The sequence below is a fragment of the Bacillus swezeyi genome, from assembly GCF_030908325.1.
GTDB classification, from domain to species: Bacteria; Bacillota; Bacilli; order Bacillales; family Bacillaceae; genus Bacillus; species Bacillus swezeyi.
Genome location: NZ_CP133085.1, coordinates 1,234,768 through 1,250,826, shown reverse-complemented (window position 1 = coordinate 1,250,826; position 16,059 = coordinate 1,234,768). Strand labels below are relative to the sequence as shown.

The following is a 16,059-nucleotide window of genomic DNA, read 5'->3' as shown; positions in this document are numbered from 1 at the left end:
AGGGAAGCATAATGTATTATTACGATGACCATTGCAAAAAAGACTATGACTACGACTACGACCACTGCTTCAAGAAAGACCGCGATTGCAAGAAACACTACTACTATTATTATTACTACTATTATCCTTGCTTCAAGAAAGATTTTCACTTTGACCACTGCAAAAAGAAAAAACATTATGACTACTGGTAAGTAAAACTTTCATTCTAAAGGATGATTTCCACACCTTTTTCTCCCAAGCGATCACGAGATCCTTGGGAGTTTTTTAACGAATTCAAATCATCTCAGACTGGACGTAGTGATACAAGAGTTTTGCCGTATGCTCCAATGATGCCTTATGCGTCCTTTCAAATGCGTGGGAAGCATCGATTCCGGGGCCGATTAAACCATGGACGATATCATGGCCTGCTTTGATTGCTGCGGAAGCGTCTGATCCGTAGTACGGATAAATATCAAGCTTATACTCGATCCTGTGCTTCTCACAAATCTCAGCCAGACGCTTTCTGAGACCGTAATGATATGGGCCGCTTGCATCCTTCACACAAATGGATACCGTATACTCATCCGTCGATTGCCCATCTCCAATCGCCCCCATGTCAACAGCCATATATTCCACTGTTTCGGACGGAATATTTGAATTGCCGCCATAACCGATTTCTTCATTATTTGAAATTAAAAAATGGGTGGTGTAAGGCAGTGTAATCTGTTCTGTTTTGACTGTTCTGATCAGCTGCAGCAAAAGAGCCACGCTCGCTTTATCATCAAGATGGCGCGACTTGATAAATCCGCTCGGCGTAATCTCAACCCGCGGATCAAATGAAATAAAATCCCCGACATTGATGCCAAGCGCCCTGGTGTCTTTTTCATCCCGGACAGGCTCATCAATGCGAACTTCCATGTTTTTCTGGCTGCGCTCGGCTTTTCCTGCGTCTTTATAAACGTGCACAGACGTTTGATGCATTAAAATCGTACCTGTATATGTTTTTCCAGCTGATGTTTCAATTCTGCAATATTCGCCTTCAATTGAGTTGTAATGAAACCCTCCGATTAAATCAATTTTCAGCCTCCCGTCTGATTTAATCTCTTTTACCATCGCACCAAGTGTATCGACGTGCGCCGTCAGCATCCGGTGGCGCGAGTTGTCGCGGCCGGGAATGGTTGCGATCAGCCCGCCTTTATGATTGAGCCTCGTTTCAATTCCCTCTTCCTTTAGAAGCCCGCTGATATAGTCTATGATCTCATATGTATGTCCGGTTGGGCTTGGGATCGAGACCAGCTCTTTGATTAATTTCATCGTTTCCTGAACAGATGACATCTTCATTCCTCCCATCTTTATATGTATCCAGTATACATGAAAAAAACAAATTAGTACCAGATACTAATACTTGGTGATATAATATAAAAAAAGGAGAGTGAGTTCATGAAAACTTTATCAAAAGCGCGAATATCTGCGATCGGCACCTATGTCCCGGAAAAACGGCTGACCAACGAAGACTTGGAAAAAATCGTTGATACCTCTGATGAATGGATCACACAGCGGACGGGAATGAAAGAAAGACGCCTGGCGTGTGAACAGGAATTTACCTCAGATCTTTGCATTAAAGCTGTCGAAAATTTGAAGCATAGATATAAAGGCACACTTGATGATATCGACATGATCATCGTCTCTACGACAACGGCCGACTATGCTTTCCCGAGCACAGCCTGCCAGATTCAGGAGCATTTCGGATGGTCTGATGTCGGGGCGGTGGATGTCAATGCAACATGCGCCGGATTAACATACGGTCTGCATATGGCTAACGGGCTGATCACTTCGGGTTTGCACCGAAAAATCCTCGTGATCAGCGGTGAAACATTATCAAAAGTAACGGACTATACAGACCGAACATCTTGCATATTGTTCGGAGACGGAGCAGGCGCGTTGCTTGTTGAACGGGATGAAACAGCCCCGGGCTTTATCACGTTCGTCCAAGGCACTAAAGGAGACGGTGCCAGACACTTGTACAGGACAGGCTTAAGAAGCGATTTAAAGGGTGAACAGCTAGCAGGCGGAGGAAAGATGGTCCAGAACGGGCGCGAGGTTTACAAATGGGCGGTCCGCACGATTCCCGACGGAATCAAAACACTGCTTAAACAAGCGGACTTGAATCTCGAAGACATCGATTGGTTCGTTCCGCACAGCGCAAATCTGAGGATGATCGAGTCGATCTGCGAAAAAGCCGGAATTCCAACCGAAAAAGTACTGACAAGTGTTGAATGGTTTGGCAATACATCATCGGCTTCGATTGTTCTGGCCCTTGATGAAGCCGTCAAAAACGACAAGCTGAAAAAAGGGGATACCTTGCTCCTATACGGCTTTGGCGGAGGTTTTACATATACCGGACTTATCGTGAAATGGGAGGTTCCGGCTTCCTAAAACAAAGAAGGAGGATTGGTTGTTATGAACCAATCCTCCTTCACAAATTGTCGCCATCATATACCGCTAGAAGCCCCCTGTTCGCTTGCAGAGCCTTCAGCCGGCAGCGGACGGCTTCATCTTGAAGTCCCTTCGCTTCGGCTATTTCGCCTTTTTAGCGCTTCTTTCATGCACTGTTTGCTGATGTCCCCTGCCACCTTCAGTTCATGTCGTTCTACTTGGAGCAGTCCTTCATCATATTGTTTTGCATCAGGCTGCTTTAATTGCCGCGCTGCCAGGTCGTCTGACAAAAATCTGAATATGCGGCTGTTTATGTTCTGGCTATTTCGTTTAATGCTCTTTCAGCTTCAGCTGTCCTGCCGTTTATCAACAAAATGTAAAACCTGCAGTCCGGACGGTCCTGATGTTTTTTATAAACGCGCAGTCTTTTGTGTTTTTTTTCCAATACAAGTCTGAAAGTTCAGCATAACCCGCAGACAGCCTGTCAGAAACACAAATAAAATCTGATTCAGAACGGCCAGCGGGAAAAAGCGGTGATGATTGAAATGGCAAGCACGACAGCCGTAATAAACAGAATGTCTTTTGCTCTTCTCGTGTGATCCCTGTACTTATCGGCATAAAAAAACATCTTTTCAAACCCGAAGCCGGGCTGAAAAGATGTTTTTCCCTTAAGCAGGCTGCTCCTCAGTTTTTCCTTTTCTAAGCAGCACTTTAAAATAGATCAGCGTCAAAGCCATCATGACGAGAGCAACACCGCCGAGCACAGCGGCCTGCTTCCACATATATCCGTAATCGCCGCTTGAAATCACAGCTCTGTAGCCCGCAATGCTGTAGGTCATCGGCAGTGCGGCATGTATGACTTGGAAGAAATGAGGAACAAGCGCAAGCGGGAATGTTCCGCCGCTTCCTCCAAGCTGAAGTACGAGGAGAATAACGGCGATGAACCGGCCCGGATTCCCCATCGCGGCCGCCAAAAACTGAATGAGCGCAAGACATGTTATGCTCATGATCATGCTGAATACATAGAATCTCCAAACGCTTTGCACTTCAAGCCCGATTCCCCAGAGGATGATCGTACAGGCGATTACCGCTTGAAGAATGCCGACCGGCAGAAGTACGCTGAATTTGCTGATGAACCAGCCGAATGCAGATTCAGGTTTGCCTGAAGGCTGTTTCACATCGAACACGACAGTGATCATGAGCGCGCCGACAAATAATCCGAGAGATAAAATGTACGGGGTTAATCCCGTGCCGTAATTGGAAACCGGATCGATCTTGTCGCCTTTGACATCGACAGGATCAGAGAACATATTGTAGTTCTTTTCTCCGGCTTTGATATCGCCCGTCTGATCAGCTGCGTCAGAAAGCTTATCGGAAAGCTCCCCGCTGCCGCCTTTAAGCTTGCCAAGACCATCGTCCAAAGATTTCATCGCGTCTGCCAATTTGAAAGAAGCATCCTCGATCTTCTTGGACGAGCTTTGAAGTTCGCCAAACTTGCCTGTCAATGTCTGGCTGCCTTCGGCAATTTTTGAAGACCCGCTTCTCGCTTCTGCGAACTTTTCGTTATAAGCCCCAAGCCCGTTTGTAATGGTGTCGAGTCCTTTTTGGATCTTCACCGATCCGGTATAAAGCTGGTTCGCCTGGGAAGGGAACTTTTTAAGCTCCTGAAGCTGCTGTTTGATGACAGAAAGATCAGGAAGTTTGCTCATATCCGGAATCCGCTCTTTCAGCTGCTCCAGTTCAGGGAGTTTCACCTCTCCCATCTTCTGTTCGATCTGTTTTGAAAGGGCCGCTTTTTGTTCTTTTGTCAACATGCTGCTTGATTCAATAATTTGTTGGACTTCAGATTTTTGGTTTTTCAAAGTTTGTTCCAGCTGTGTCAAGTTATTTGAAATTTGACTGATGTCTTTTTTCGCCTTCTCGGCATTTGAGAGCGCTGTTTCCAGCTGGGCTATCTTCTCATCTGAAATCGATTGTTCGATTTTGCTGATTTGCTGGGCTTTGTCATTGAGCTGCTCTAAACCTGAGACCAGCTGCGGCATACCTTGCTGAAGCTGCTGTGCACCGCTGTACAGCTGACCGCTTTTTTCCTGGAACTGTCCGAGTGCAGAATCAAGATCATGGATTTTTTCATTTAGCGTATTAAAAGCCGTGCCAAACTTCTCCATGCCGTCTTTGTTAAATTTCAGCTGGCTTTTCGCCAGTTTTTCAAGGTTCGTTTTGATCTTTTCGCTTCCTTCTTTTGCATCCTTTAAGCCTTTATCAAGCTTTCCGGCTCCTTCGCTCGCTTCTCCCAGCCCTTTTGCAATCTTTCCGAAGTTATCGAAGATCACTTCAGCGTACTGTTCGCTGATTTCTGAGCCGATCGAATGCTGCAGCTGATCAATCGCCTTGTCGCTGATCTGAGCGCCGACATAGTTGCGGCCGGCGTTTGTATGATAGATCAAGTCAAGCTTTTTCGGCTTTTCATCTAATACTGTGCTGGCATCCTTTGAAAAGTTTTCAGGTATTTCGACAACCATATAATATTCCTCATTTTGTAAACCTTTCAGCGCTTTTTCTTTCGTTGTAAAATGCCAGTCGAATTTTTTATTCTCTTTTAGTTCTTTGACAAGATCGTCGCCGATGTGAAGGTCTTTTCCTTCATATGTCGTTCCCTTGTCAGAATTGATGACCGCTACAGGGAGCTGGTCGACATTTCCGTAAGGGTCCCAGTATGCCGCCAAAAAAATGCTGCTGTAAATCAGCGGAATAAAGAGAACCCCGATGACGGATATTAGAAGTTTTTTATTGGTTATCAGTTCTCTCCACTGGTTTTTTAAAACATTCATGTTGATACGCCTCCTAATAAATGGCCGATCTCTTGATGTGGCCGCACCCCTTTAAAAAAGGAAGGATCATCTAGCGGGACAATCCTTTTAAAATATACATTTTCAGCATTTCTGCTATATCTTCTTTCTGTAATGGATCATGGTGTTTTTCCCAATCAAAGATGAGTGCAATGTATAGCTTAAAGATGACAAATGCATTCAGCTCAGGATCACACGGTCTAATATCGTCATTTTTAATCGCTTCTTTAATTTTTTTCTTAATGTAGTTAATCACCATCCGCTCCAGCTTCTCGATCACTTCCCGGGCAGCTGGGGTGCCCAGTTCAGTTGCCTCTTGAAAGATTTTAATCGTCAGCTGATGTTTTTTTCTGTACTCCAAAATGGCCATCATTGCGCGATGGGCATTTTCGTGAAAAGGCTGCCCCGGGTCGATCGCATGATCAGCCGTTTGTTTCATTTCAATCAGCAGCGAAGAAAAAATTTCGCCGAACAATTCTTCTTTATTTTTGAAAAATGTGTAAATCGTGCCCTTTCCGACATTTGCGAGCTTTGCCACAAGATCCATCGTCGTCGCTTTGTACCCAAATTGTGTGAATGATTTTTTTGCCGCTTCGATAATGAGTGTTTTCCGATCTTTGCTCATGTTTTTTCACCCCAGAAATGACTATTTGAACATTTTGGTCAATAAGTACAAAAAGTAATTTAACACATCTGAATGCAAAAAGCAATCATTTCAATTTATCTTTATATAAACAACCATTCATTATGTAGGCTTAAAATCAGAGCAAATAAAAAAAGCCGCCGATATCACTCGGACAGCTTCGCTTACTTTTATTCTGCTTTTTCAAATAGGTGGGAAAGCACATCTTTTACGGCTTGTTTGCCTTGATCAATGCAATCCGGGATGCCGACGCCTTCAAAAGAAGCGCCCGTTACAAAAATCCCGGGATATGATGTTTTTAAACCTTCCCGTATTTCGTTAATTCTTTTTTTGTGGCCGACATGATACTGCGGCATCGCTTCATTCCACCTCGTGATACAGCTCATTTCCGGCTCGCCGTCGATTTTCATGATCCGTTTTAGATCATCGAGTACGATCTTGACCATTTCATTGTCGGACTGCTCGACAACCGATTCATCCCCGGCTTTTCCGACATAGGCTCTTAATAAAACTTTTCCTTTCGGCGTTGTATTCGGCCATTTTTTATTTGTCCATGTACAGGCGGTAATGGAAAAGTCGCTGTTTCTCGAAATGACGAAGCCTGTGCCTTGATGCTCCATCTGTACAGCTTCTTCAGGAAAGCCCAGCGCTACATTTGCAACTGATGTCGAAACCATATCCTGCAAGCCGTTCAGCCAATCCTCACCTTGAAACATCGCAGAAACGGCTTTATGAGGAGCCGTGATCACGGCGGCGTCCGCATCGAGCACGCTCCCATTGTCAAGCTTCATGCTGTACCCGTTTCCAGCATGTTCAACGCTCACAACCTTTGTACCCTTATAAACCTTCGTCAGTTCAAGCTGTTTTTCCAGTTCTTCAACAATGGTCTGCAATCCGGTTTTCAAGGTTTGAAACTGGCCTTTCTTTTTTGCCGGTTTGTTGCTGTTTGCATTGCCGCGCGATTTTTTCATTCCGATAATCAAGCTTCTGTGCTTCTGCTCTGTTTGATAGAACTGCGGGAAGGTCGACATCAGACTGAGACGGTCGATATCACCGGCATAGATGCCTGACAAAAGCGGTTCAATCAGGTTCTCTACCACTTCCCCGCCGACTCGTCTCCTGAAAAATTCTCCGAGTGACTGATCTTCCTGAGGCTTGCTTGCAGGAAGCACCAAATCCATCCCAGCCCGCAATTTTCCCTGAAAGGAAAACAGTCCAGTCGTCAGAAAAGGTCTGATTTCTGTCGGCACCCCCATCACGGCTCCCTCTGGAATCGGATAGAGCGTTTCATTTACGAGCACATAAGACTGACCTGTCGCATTGTTCACAAGCAAATGATCCAACCCCAGGTCCTTGACAAGCTGAGGAGCGCTTTGTTTTCGTTCCAAAAATGAGTCCGGACCTCTTTCAATCACATAGCCGTCTTTATGGACGGTCTGAATCTTTCCGCCTAATCTCGGACTCGCCTCAACAAGCGTCACTTCAGCCGGGAGACCGTTTTTTTTGATTTCTCTCTCCAAGTAGAAGGCGGCGGCCAGTCCGGTAATACCGCCGCCGATAATTACAATCTGCCTACGTTCTCCACTCATCATAAAATCGCCTTCTTTACTGTTCTTCTTTCTCCAATTCTTTTCGCACAACGTCTGCCAAAGCATCGATAAACTGCGGTTTTGCATTAGGCATTTCCGGTCTGTAATAGCTTGCTCCGATATCATCTGTCACGACTTTGCATTCGTAGTCATTATCGTACAGGACTTCCAAGTGGTCGGCTACAAAACCGACAGGAGCATAAACAAAAGCGCTGTATCCTTTTTGCTCGGATAAGTCCCGCGTCAAATCCTGAACGTCAGGCCCAAGCCATGGGTCGGGTGTGTTGCCTTCGCTTTGCCAGCCTATGGCGTAATTTTTAACACCCGCTTTTTCAGCAATCAATCTGGCTGATTCTTTGAGCTGATCTGGATAAGGGTCTCCCATTTCAACGATCTTCTCTGGAAGGCTGTGTGCCGATACGATCAAGACGGCGTTATCCCTTTCCTCAGACGGCATTTGGGCATACGTATCTCTGATCTTGTCCGCCCAATATGTGATGAATTTAGGCTCATCATACCAGCTGTTAATCGATGTGATGTTTAAGCCGCCCAGCTTTTCAGCTTCCTCTTTCGCCCGTTTATTGTATGACTGCACGCTGAACGTGGAGAAGTGGGGCGCAAGTACGATGCTGACGGCTTCTGTTATACCGTCTTTATGCATGTCCTGAACGGCGTCTTCAATAAAAGGTTCAATATGCTTGAGACCGATATAAGCTTTAAAGATCACGTCATCCTGAACCTCATTTAAGCGCTTTTCAAGCTGCTTCGTCTGCTCCTCGGTGATTTTTGCGAGCGGAGAAATTCCCCCGATCGCCTTATAGCGGTCTTGCAAATCCTGAAGCATGTCCGGCTCAGGCTTTCTGCCTCTCCTGATGTGCGTATAATAACGCTCGATATCTTCTTCCTTATATGGCGTTCCGTACGCCATGACAAGAAGCCCCATTTTCTTTTTACCCAACATGAACACCTCTTTAAAGATCTTTATCTATTCGTATTTTGACAGTTTAAACTGCAAAGACCAACTGAAATGCTCATGGGATCAGGCTCGATTTTTTTGAGGCGGAATACTCATGAACAAATGCCGTCAATTTTTTCAGTGTATCAGGGCTGACCTCAGGGAAGATGCCGTGGCCGAGGTTAAAAATAAACCGGTCTGTCAGCATTCCTTGATCCAAAATGTCTTTTGTTCTAGCCTCGATGATGTCCCATGGCGCAAGCAGTATCGATGGATCCAGATTTCCCTGAAGGGTTTTGGTCAGTCCTTTATCCCTTGCTTCCTGTATGCTCATCCGCCAGTCAAGGCCGACGACGTCGAGTGAAAGGTCATGCCAGTCGCGGGCAAGATGGCTCGCGCCCACACCGAACATAATCAGCGGTACACCTTCAGTTTTGAGCTCTTCAAAGAGAACGTCCATTGTCGGTTTGATGTAGCGGCGGTAATCATTGGCGTCCAATGCTCCGACCCATGAATCAAACACTTGAATGGCTTTTGCGCCCGCGCGGATTTGGGCTTTCACATAAACGGCCGCCATGCCGCCCAGTTTTTTCATCAGCTTGAACCATGCTTCAGGCTGGCTGTACATAAACGCTTTTGTTTTATTGTAGTTTTTAGACGGGCCGCCCTCTATCATATAGCTTGCCAATGTGAACGGGGCTCCGGTAAAACCGATCAGCGGAACGTTCAGCTGCTCCTCGGTCAATAGCTTAATCGTCTCCAGCACATATGGAATATGTTTTTCCGGCTCAAGTTCACCAAGCTTTTCAACATCTGATGCCGACGCAATCGGATGATCGATAACCGGGCCGATTCCGTTTTTAATCTTGACATCGACGCCAATTCCTGGAAGCGGTGTCATAATGTCCTTATAAAGAATCGCCGCATCGACCCCGTACTGTTCAACAGGCAGTCTTGTCACATAAGCGCACAGTTCAGGCTGATGCGTAATGTCAAATAGTCCGTATTTTTCTTTAAGCGCCCGGTATTCAGGCTGCGATCTGCCGGCCTGCCTCATGTACCATACCGGTACATGATCGGTCTTTTCTCCGCGGCACGCTTTTAAAAATGTGTCATTAAAAGCCTTGTCGTTTTTCACTCTGATTTCCACCTTTCAAGCTGCAACCATACGTTCGCAAAATTACTCCTTCAAATATACCGTTTTTTTGATGTGCGGTATACTCATGAGACTTATTGTTCAAAAAATTGATGAATTTCGAGTTTCTAATGACCCGAAGGGAATATTTTCGGCTTGATAAAATCGGTCCCTTTCCCCTCTGTTTTTGTCTGCGGATTGTATGGAACAATTCTGTATGAAACGTCGGAAAAGATATTTGCATACGGAATCTCATAGCTCCCTTTTCCTGTAACAGTTTTTATCAGTGCCTCTTTTCCGTTTTTCTTTTCATATATTCGGTATTCGGCTCTTTTATCCTCTTGCTCATGCCATTTTAATGACACCGTAATCAGTCCCATAGGTGTAAAGGAATAGTCTGCCTCAGCGCTTTCCAAGTCTTCAAGGTGGATCGGCCTGTCCAGATCCTTTACGCCTTCCGGCTTTTTGAATGTATCCGTTTTTTGTTTGGAGCGCTTTAAAATGTCTTTAAACAGCCTCGTCGGATAAGAGCTTCCGCCTTTTAAATAGTGGGCTTCATCTGTTTTATCGTAGCCCATCCAGACCGCTCCTGTCACTCCGGGAGTATACCCGGCAAACCATGCGTCCTTTGTACCGCCCTCTTTTCCGGTAAACGTAGTGGAGCCTGTTTTTCCGGCTATCTCTCCGGAAAACTCACCGGCTTTTCCAGTACCGCTTTTGACAACCTCTTGAAGCATGCGTGTCATATTCCAAGCGGTCTGTTTACTAAATACCTTCTCTGGTTTATCTTCATGGCGGTATAATACATTCCCGCTTTCATCCGTGATTTTTGTAATAAAGTATGGCTTATCAAATTTTCCTGAGTTTGCAAACGTCCGATACGCACCGGCAAGTTGAAGCGGCGACACTCCTTCTTCGAGGCCGCCGAGTGCTAAAGCAAGGCCTTCATCAGGTATGTTCATGCCCAAACGGCTTACATAAGGCTTCGCGGTTTCAATACCGATTTCATTCAGCGTCCATACGGCAGGCGCATTTTTGCTGTCAGTCAACGCATCGACCATCGATACCTTTCCTTCATATTGCCCGTCATAATTTTTAGGAGCATAGCCGCCATATGAGAGCTGTTTATCTTCAAGCAGGGAGTAAGGCTTAAAAAGCTTTTCCTCAAGGGCGGGTCCGTAGACGGCAAGCGGTTTGAAAGTTGATCCCGGCTGGCGCGCAGCAGTCGCTCTGTTATAGCTTTTTGGAAGATAATCCCTTCCTCCGAGAGCCGCGACTACACCTCCTGTCTTATTGTCGATAAAAACGGCGCTGCCTTCGGCTTTTTGATCAGTTCCTGGAAAGTAGGCATCCTCTTTCATCAGTGTGTAGGCGGCTTTTTGAATCGAGACATCAAGGGGAACACTGATGGTGTATCCGCCTTGCAGAAGCTGTTCGCTTGAAATGGAATAACGATCTTCCGCCTCTTTCATCACAAGGTCAATATAGCTGTCAATCCAAGGATTTTTTGACTTTTCTTTTACATGAAGGCCCAAAGTGCTTCCTTGTGCCCTGACCGTTTCTTTTGAACTGATGTATCCTTGCTCATTCATCATACTGAGTACGACGTTGCGCCGCTCTCTGCTTTTTTCCGGGTTGAGAATGGGTGAATAAGTAGACGGCGCCTTGGGAATCGAAGCGAGTACCGCACCTTCGCTTACATTTAAATCTTTTGCATCTTTATTAAAGTAATAATTTGCGGCAGCCTGAATCCCGTAAACACCGTGTCCGAAATAAAGCTGGTTTAAGTACATTTCAAGCAGCTTGTCCTTGCTGTAGTCACGCTCTAAATTAATAGCAATAATGACTTCTTTTGTTTTCCTTAAAAATGTTTTGTCATTGGTCAAAAAGGTATTTTTAGCAAGCTGCTGGGTAATCGTGCTTCCCCCTTCGACTTTGCCTCCGGCTAATATATCTTTGTAAATCGCACGGCTCACCGATTTGAAATCGATGCCGTGATGCTCATAAAAGCGTTTGTCCTCAACTGCAATAAACGCATGTTTTACTTCGTCCGGCACTTCACCGATTGACACCGGGCTTCTGTTTTCAGTATAGAGGCTTGCGACTTCTTCTCCATTTTGGTCGACGATCTTTGAAGACGCATGGAAAATCAGTTTCTTTTCATCAATCACATAGTCCCCCAGAAATAAAATCGTTATATAACCAATTAAAGATAAAAGGAAAATGGCCGCTGTTATGATGATTGGAATGAAAAATCTCTTTCTCATATATTCACCTCATTCCTTTCTATAGCTAGTATGGGAATTTTTTCTTCAAATTATGTTTGCGCATTTATTCATTTCCTCGATAGAATTTTAAATCAACCTTTTGTTATACTATCAAAAAAGGGGTGGGTAAAATGAATTTTTATATGACACACGGAACAGTCGATTTTTTAAAAAAGATTGCTGAAAAAAACGGTCTTGAAAACATGCTGTTTATGAAAAGCTACGAATCTGCGCTTCTTTTTCACGAAACGGACGGAGAGAGCGTTTTTCAGGCTCCTCACCGCTACGACGTCATCGATCAGTCCGGAGAATTGGAACAGCCCGGCTTTCTCGTCCTCAACAATATCCCTGTAACACCTGAAGGCAGGCCTCTGTTTGAAACCCGTTTTAAAAACCGGGCCGGAAAAATTGAAAATCAGCCCGGCTTTAAAGCGCTGCGAGTACTCAGACCGCAAGACAGCGACACATATATCGTATTATCACTGTGGGAGACCGAACAGGCCTTTCAGGATTGGAAAAACTCAAAATCCTTCAACGAAGCTCACAAAAAACAGCAATCTTCAGCAGGAATCAACAAAGGCGGAACAATCTTTTCAAGGCCCTCCTATATTTCATCATACCATTCTGTCGAATAACTGCCTGATCGGCAGTTTTTTTATTTCCGAGGAAATGACCCTCCTTCACAATCTTGCAGCCCAAGAATAAGCTGTATAAGGTTCAGGATAACGGGGGAATGAGCATTGGATTTCGAACTAACATCCGTTCATTTTTTGTATTTGGGCTTTATTGTGGCGATTCTCATGTTTATGCTTCTTCGTCTCGATACAACATTTATATCGCTTGCAGGGGTTTTTTTCATTTCCTTATTGGCAACCCATTCCGTAAGCGCCTCTGTCATCGGCGTATTTAACAGTTTAATTTACGCCGCCCGCGAACTCCTCCCGACCATTTTCATCATTTGCTTTATCGTTTCAATGAGTGAGCTTTTAACAAAAACGGGCATTAATGAAACGATGATCACACCCATTGCCAAGTGGATAAAAGGGCCTGTGCTGGCCTATTGGATCACCGGAGCGTTAATGTTTATCATCTCATCCTTTTTTTGGCCATCTCCGGCTGTTGCTCTCGTTGGAGCCGTGCTTCTGCCCGCTGCTCTTAAAGCCGGTCTTTCACCAATGGCCACAGCGGCGGCGATGAACCTGTTCGGCCACGGTTTTGCCCTGTCAGGCGATTTCATCATTCAGGCAGCGCCGAAGTTGACCGGAGATGCCGCCGGGGTTCCGGTCACAGAAGTGATGGCCGCCAGTATTCCGCTCGTTCTGATCATGGGATTTGTGACTACACTGACAGCTTTTTTCATGTTGAAAAAGGAGCGTTCCGCTTCTTATACACGTATTGAAAGCGGCGGCCTGCAGAAAGACGAACCGGAATGGCTTCTTGGTCCGGCAGCGAGAACATGGCTTGCATTCATTGTACCGGTCATTTTCATAAGCGATATTGTCTTGATGTTTATGATGGGTCTGCAGGGGGATGAAGCGACTGCGCTTGTCGGCGGAACTGCTGTTTTCGTGCTCATGCTTATCCATTTTATCGTCTACAAGCATCGATGCCTTGAGAAAATCACCGATTATTTCATTCATGGATTTCAATTCGGTTTTAAAGTGTTTGCTCCCGTCATTCCGATTGCCGCTTTTTTCTACCTTGGCGACGCAGGTTTTGAGAAAGTGATAACAGCCGATATTCCAGGGTTCTCCAACAGGATCGTTCATGATCTCGGCTTGTCTTTTGCCCATTCCGTTCCCCTGTCTCCGGAAATCTCAGCTATTGCGCTAACATTTGCCGGTGCAGTAACAGGACTTGACGGTTCAGGATTTTCCGGCATCTCTCTCGCCGGTTCTGCTGCCAGCATGTTTGCCGCGGCGATTGACGGAAATCCTGCTGTTCTGACAGCCCTCGGCCAAATTTCTGCAATCTGGGTCGGCGGAGGGACGCTTGTTCCTTGGGCAATCATCCCTGTGGCAGCCATTTGTCAAGTCGATCCGTTTGAACTGGCAAGAAAAAATTTTATCCCTGTCGCTGTCGGGCTGACCGTCACGACAATTGCTGCGATATTTCTTTTATAAAACTTGGCAGCAAGGTTGAACAGGGGCTTAAACTGTCATAAAATTATAAAAACTCACCATTCCTAAAAGGAGGAATATTTTTGAGTGCAGCCGCATTAAAGCAAACGATCGATCAGCAGCTCGACAGGCACTACGATGAAATGGTCAAATTGAGGCGCCATTTCCATCAGCATCCAGAGCTCTCTTTTCAGGAAAAGAAAACAGCCGCGTTTATCGCTTCTTATTATAAAGCGCTTGGCATTCCGACTCGCACAAATGTCGGAGGGGGCGGTGTCCTTGCGTACATTGAAGGCGGGCAGCCGGGTCCTGTCATTGCGCTAAGAGCCGACTTCGATGCTCTGCCCATTCAGGATGAAAAAGAAGCGCCTTACAGGTCTACGGTTCCCGGAGTCATGCATGCGTGCGGCCATGACGGCCACACCGCGGCACTGCTCGTTCTCGCAAAAATTTTGAACCAGCATGCGGACGGTTTAAAGGGAAAGATTGTGATGATCCATCAGCATGCTGAAGAATATTCGCCGGGCGGAGCCAAACCGATGATTGAAGACGGCTGTCTCGATGGAGTCGACGTCATTTTTGGCACCCACTTGTGGGCCACAGAGCCGCTTGGAACCGTTCAATACCGAACAGGCCCGATGATGGCAGCTTCTGACCGCTTTACGATTACGATTAACGGTAAAGGCGGCCATGGCGCACAGCCCCATAAAACAAAGGATGCCGTCCTGATCGGTTCACAGATTGTTACCGCCCTTCAAAACATTGTCAGCCGCAGGCTTGATCCGACACAGCCGGCCGTCATCTCAACAGGCTCTTTTCTCGCGGAAAACTCTTTTAATGTGATTGCCGATAAAGCCGTTTTAATTGGAACGGCACGATCCTTCAGCGAGGACATCCGCACCCTTATTGAAAAAGAGATTGAAGAAGTTGTGAAGGGTATTTGCAGCATGCATGACGCCTCTTTTGACTATTTATATGAAAGGGGCTATCCGGCCGTCTGCAATCATCCGCAAGAAACAGCCTTTCTCTCCGAGATCGCCAAAAAGACGGAAGGCGTCCAAAAGGTAACGGAAAGCGAATTGCAAATGGGCCGGAGAAGATTTTGCCTATTACCTCCAGCATGTCAAAGGCACCTTTTTCTTTACAGGTGCTAGCCCTGAAAATCCCGAAAATGTCTATCCGCACCACCATCCGAAATTTGATATCAATGAAAAAGCGATGCTGATTTCCGCCAAGGTGATGGTCAATGCCGCAATCACTTATCAACAACAGGGAAAAATGTCTGCCGCATCAGCGGAAATTTAGCATCTCAGTTGAAAAAATGGCCGGTTTTCATCATTTTTGAAGAACAAAAGACAGCCGGATGATCAAAATCCGGCTGTCTCTTTAATGTATCTCAAATGAAAGACATGTCTCGCCGTTTCCCCTAGATGGCCCAGCAGCTTATAATTGGCCGTGCCTCCGATAATTGCCCCGAAGCCAGGAACAAGCTGAAACAATTTAACGAGATCAAGATAATCCCGGTATTCCTGCTGAAATGCCTGCCAATCAATGTCGCATTTTTCAGCTTCCCAATTTTCAATGATGCGGAAAATCTCTTTTCGATGCGCTTCACCAGAAAATGCAAGCTGAAAAATATACAAGAGAAACATTCGCTCTTCCTTCTCCTTGACATCATAGCCGTAAATGGATGCCAATTCAAACAGGCATTTCATTTTAATGCCGAGCAGCAGCGGAAAATCCGCCAATCCGAGAACAACCCCGCCAGCACCTGTTCCGACTCCTTCCACAGCGGCAGCCTTTTGATATTGGGCAATCGTCTTTTGCGCCAATTGGTCTTTTTCCCTTAACGAAAGCGCCCCCGTCTCCTTTTGGGGAGTCGTCAAATTTGAACCTAGCAGTGTCGCTTCGACCATCTTTTTAATGCTTTCTGTGACGGCCTTGTGCACTTTGTCGGGAATGCGTGCATTAATCTTTGCCTGGACGCCTTTTGACATCCGCTCGGCCATTGATGGCTTTCGCAGAAACTTTATTTTCCAGCGGCAGGCTTCATCTAAATACAGCTGGTTTTCATTCATGTGCCTTT

Annotated in this window: 12 protein-coding genes and 1 pseudogene; 5 read left to right on the top strand and 8 right to left on the bottom strand. The window is 45.8% G+C overall.

What is annotated here, in order from left to right; genetic code table 11:
• The first annotated feature begins 11 nt into the window (after window positions 1-11).
• On the top strand, window positions 12-191 hold the full coding sequence (locus RBH91_RS05980) for a hypothetical protein (protein ID WP_307893806.1): 180 nt from the start codon (window positions 12-14) through the stop codon (window positions 189-191).
• Window positions 192-273: 82 nt separating this feature from the next.
• Here RBH91_RS05980 and RBH91_RS05975 read toward each other — a convergent pair whose 3' ends face one another.
• A complete protein-coding gene (locus RBH91_RS05975) occupies window positions 274-1,314 on the bottom strand; it encodes a M42 family metallopeptidase (protein WP_307893805.1) in 1,041 nt (346 codons plus the stop codon).
• 105 nt (window positions 1,315-1,419) lie between these two features.
• Here RBH91_RS05975 and RBH91_RS05970 point away from each other — a divergent pair, with 105 nt between their 5' ends.
• Window positions 1,420-2,415 carry a ketoacyl-ACP synthase III gene (locus RBH91_RS05970; RefSeq protein WP_307893804.1) on the top strand — a complete coding sequence of 332 codons (996 nt, stop codon included), beginning with the start codon at window positions 1,420-1,422 and terminating at the stop codon, window positions 2,413-2,415.
• A 668-nt stretch (window positions 2,416-3,083) separates the two neighbouring features.
• Here RBH91_RS05970 and RBH91_RS05965 read toward each other — a convergent pair.
• The 6 genes from RBH91_RS05965 to RBH91_RS05940 all read right to left on the bottom strand — a co-directional run bounded on the left by RBH91_RS05965 (window position 3,084) and on the right by RBH91_RS05940 (window position 11,853).
• Window positions 3,084-5,246 carry a YhgE/Pip family protein gene (locus RBH91_RS05965; RefSeq protein ID WP_307893803.1) on the bottom strand — a complete coding sequence of 721 codons (2,163 nt, stop codon included), beginning with the start codon at window positions 5,244-5,246 and terminating at the stop codon, window positions 3,084-3,086.
• A 70-nt stretch (window positions 5,247-5,316) separates the two neighbouring features.
• On the bottom strand, window positions 5,317-5,889 hold the full coding sequence (locus RBH91_RS05960; RefSeq protein ID WP_076761698.1) for a TetR/AcrR family transcriptional regulator: 573 nt from the start codon (window positions 5,887-5,889) through the stop codon (window positions 5,317-5,319).
• Window positions 5,890-6,077: 188 nt separating this feature from the next.
• On the bottom strand, window positions 6,078-7,496 hold the full coding sequence (gene hemY, locus RBH91_RS05955; RefSeq protein ID WP_307893802.1) for a protoporphyrinogen oxidase: 1,419 nt from the start codon (window positions 7,494-7,496) through the stop codon (window positions 6,078-6,080).
• 16 nt (window positions 7,497-7,512) lie between these two features.
• On the bottom strand, window positions 7,513-8,454 hold the full coding sequence (hemH, locus tag RBH91_RS05950; protein WP_307893801.1) for a ferrochelatase: 942 nt from the start codon (window positions 8,452-8,454) through the stop codon (window positions 7,513-7,515).
• A 73-nt stretch (window positions 8,455-8,527) separates the two neighbouring features.
• A complete protein-coding gene (gene hemE / locus RBH91_RS05945; protein WP_307893800.1) occupies window positions 8,528-9,589 on the bottom strand; it encodes a uroporphyrinogen decarboxylase in 1,062 nt (353 codons plus the stop codon).
• A gap of 125 nt (window positions 9,590-9,714) precedes the next feature.
• A complete protein-coding gene (locus RBH91_RS05940) occupies window positions 9,715-11,853 on the bottom strand; it encodes a transglycosylase domain-containing protein (protein ID WP_307893799.1) in 2,139 nt (712 codons plus the stop codon).
• 131 nt (window positions 11,854-11,984) lie between these two features.
• Here RBH91_RS05940 and RBH91_RS05935 point away from each other — a divergent pair, with 131 nt between their 5' ends.
• The 3 genes and pseudogenes from RBH91_RS05935 to RBH91_RS05925 all read left to right on the top strand — a co-directional run bounded on the left by RBH91_RS05935 (window position 11,985) and on the right by RBH91_RS05925 (window position 15,278).
• Window positions 11,985-12,488: an antibiotic biosynthesis monooxygenase family protein gene (locus RBH91_RS05935; protein WP_148956149.1), complete on the top strand. Its 504-nt coding sequence runs from the start codon at window positions 11,985-11,987 to the stop codon at window positions 12,486-12,488.
• A gap of 105 nt (window positions 12,489-12,593) precedes the next feature.
• Window positions 12,594-13,976, top strand: coding sequence for a hypothetical protein (locus RBH91_RS05930; RefSeq protein WP_307893798.1), 1,383 nt, complete (start codon window positions 12,594-12,596; stop codon window positions 13,974-13,976).
• A gap of 140 nt (window positions 13,977-14,116) precedes the next feature.
• Window positions 14,117-15,278: pseudogene (locus tag RBH91_RS05925) on the top strand (M20 family metallopeptidase).
• Window positions 15,279-15,340: 62 nt separating this feature from the next.
• Here RBH91_RS05925 and RBH91_RS05920 read toward each other — a convergent pair.
• Window positions 15,341-16,051 carry an EcsC family protein gene (locus RBH91_RS05920; RefSeq protein ID WP_307893797.1) on the bottom strand — a complete coding sequence of 237 codons (711 nt, stop codon included), beginning with the start codon at window positions 16,049-16,051 and terminating at the stop codon, window positions 15,341-15,343.
• Window positions 16,052-16,059: the final 8 nt, after the last annotated feature.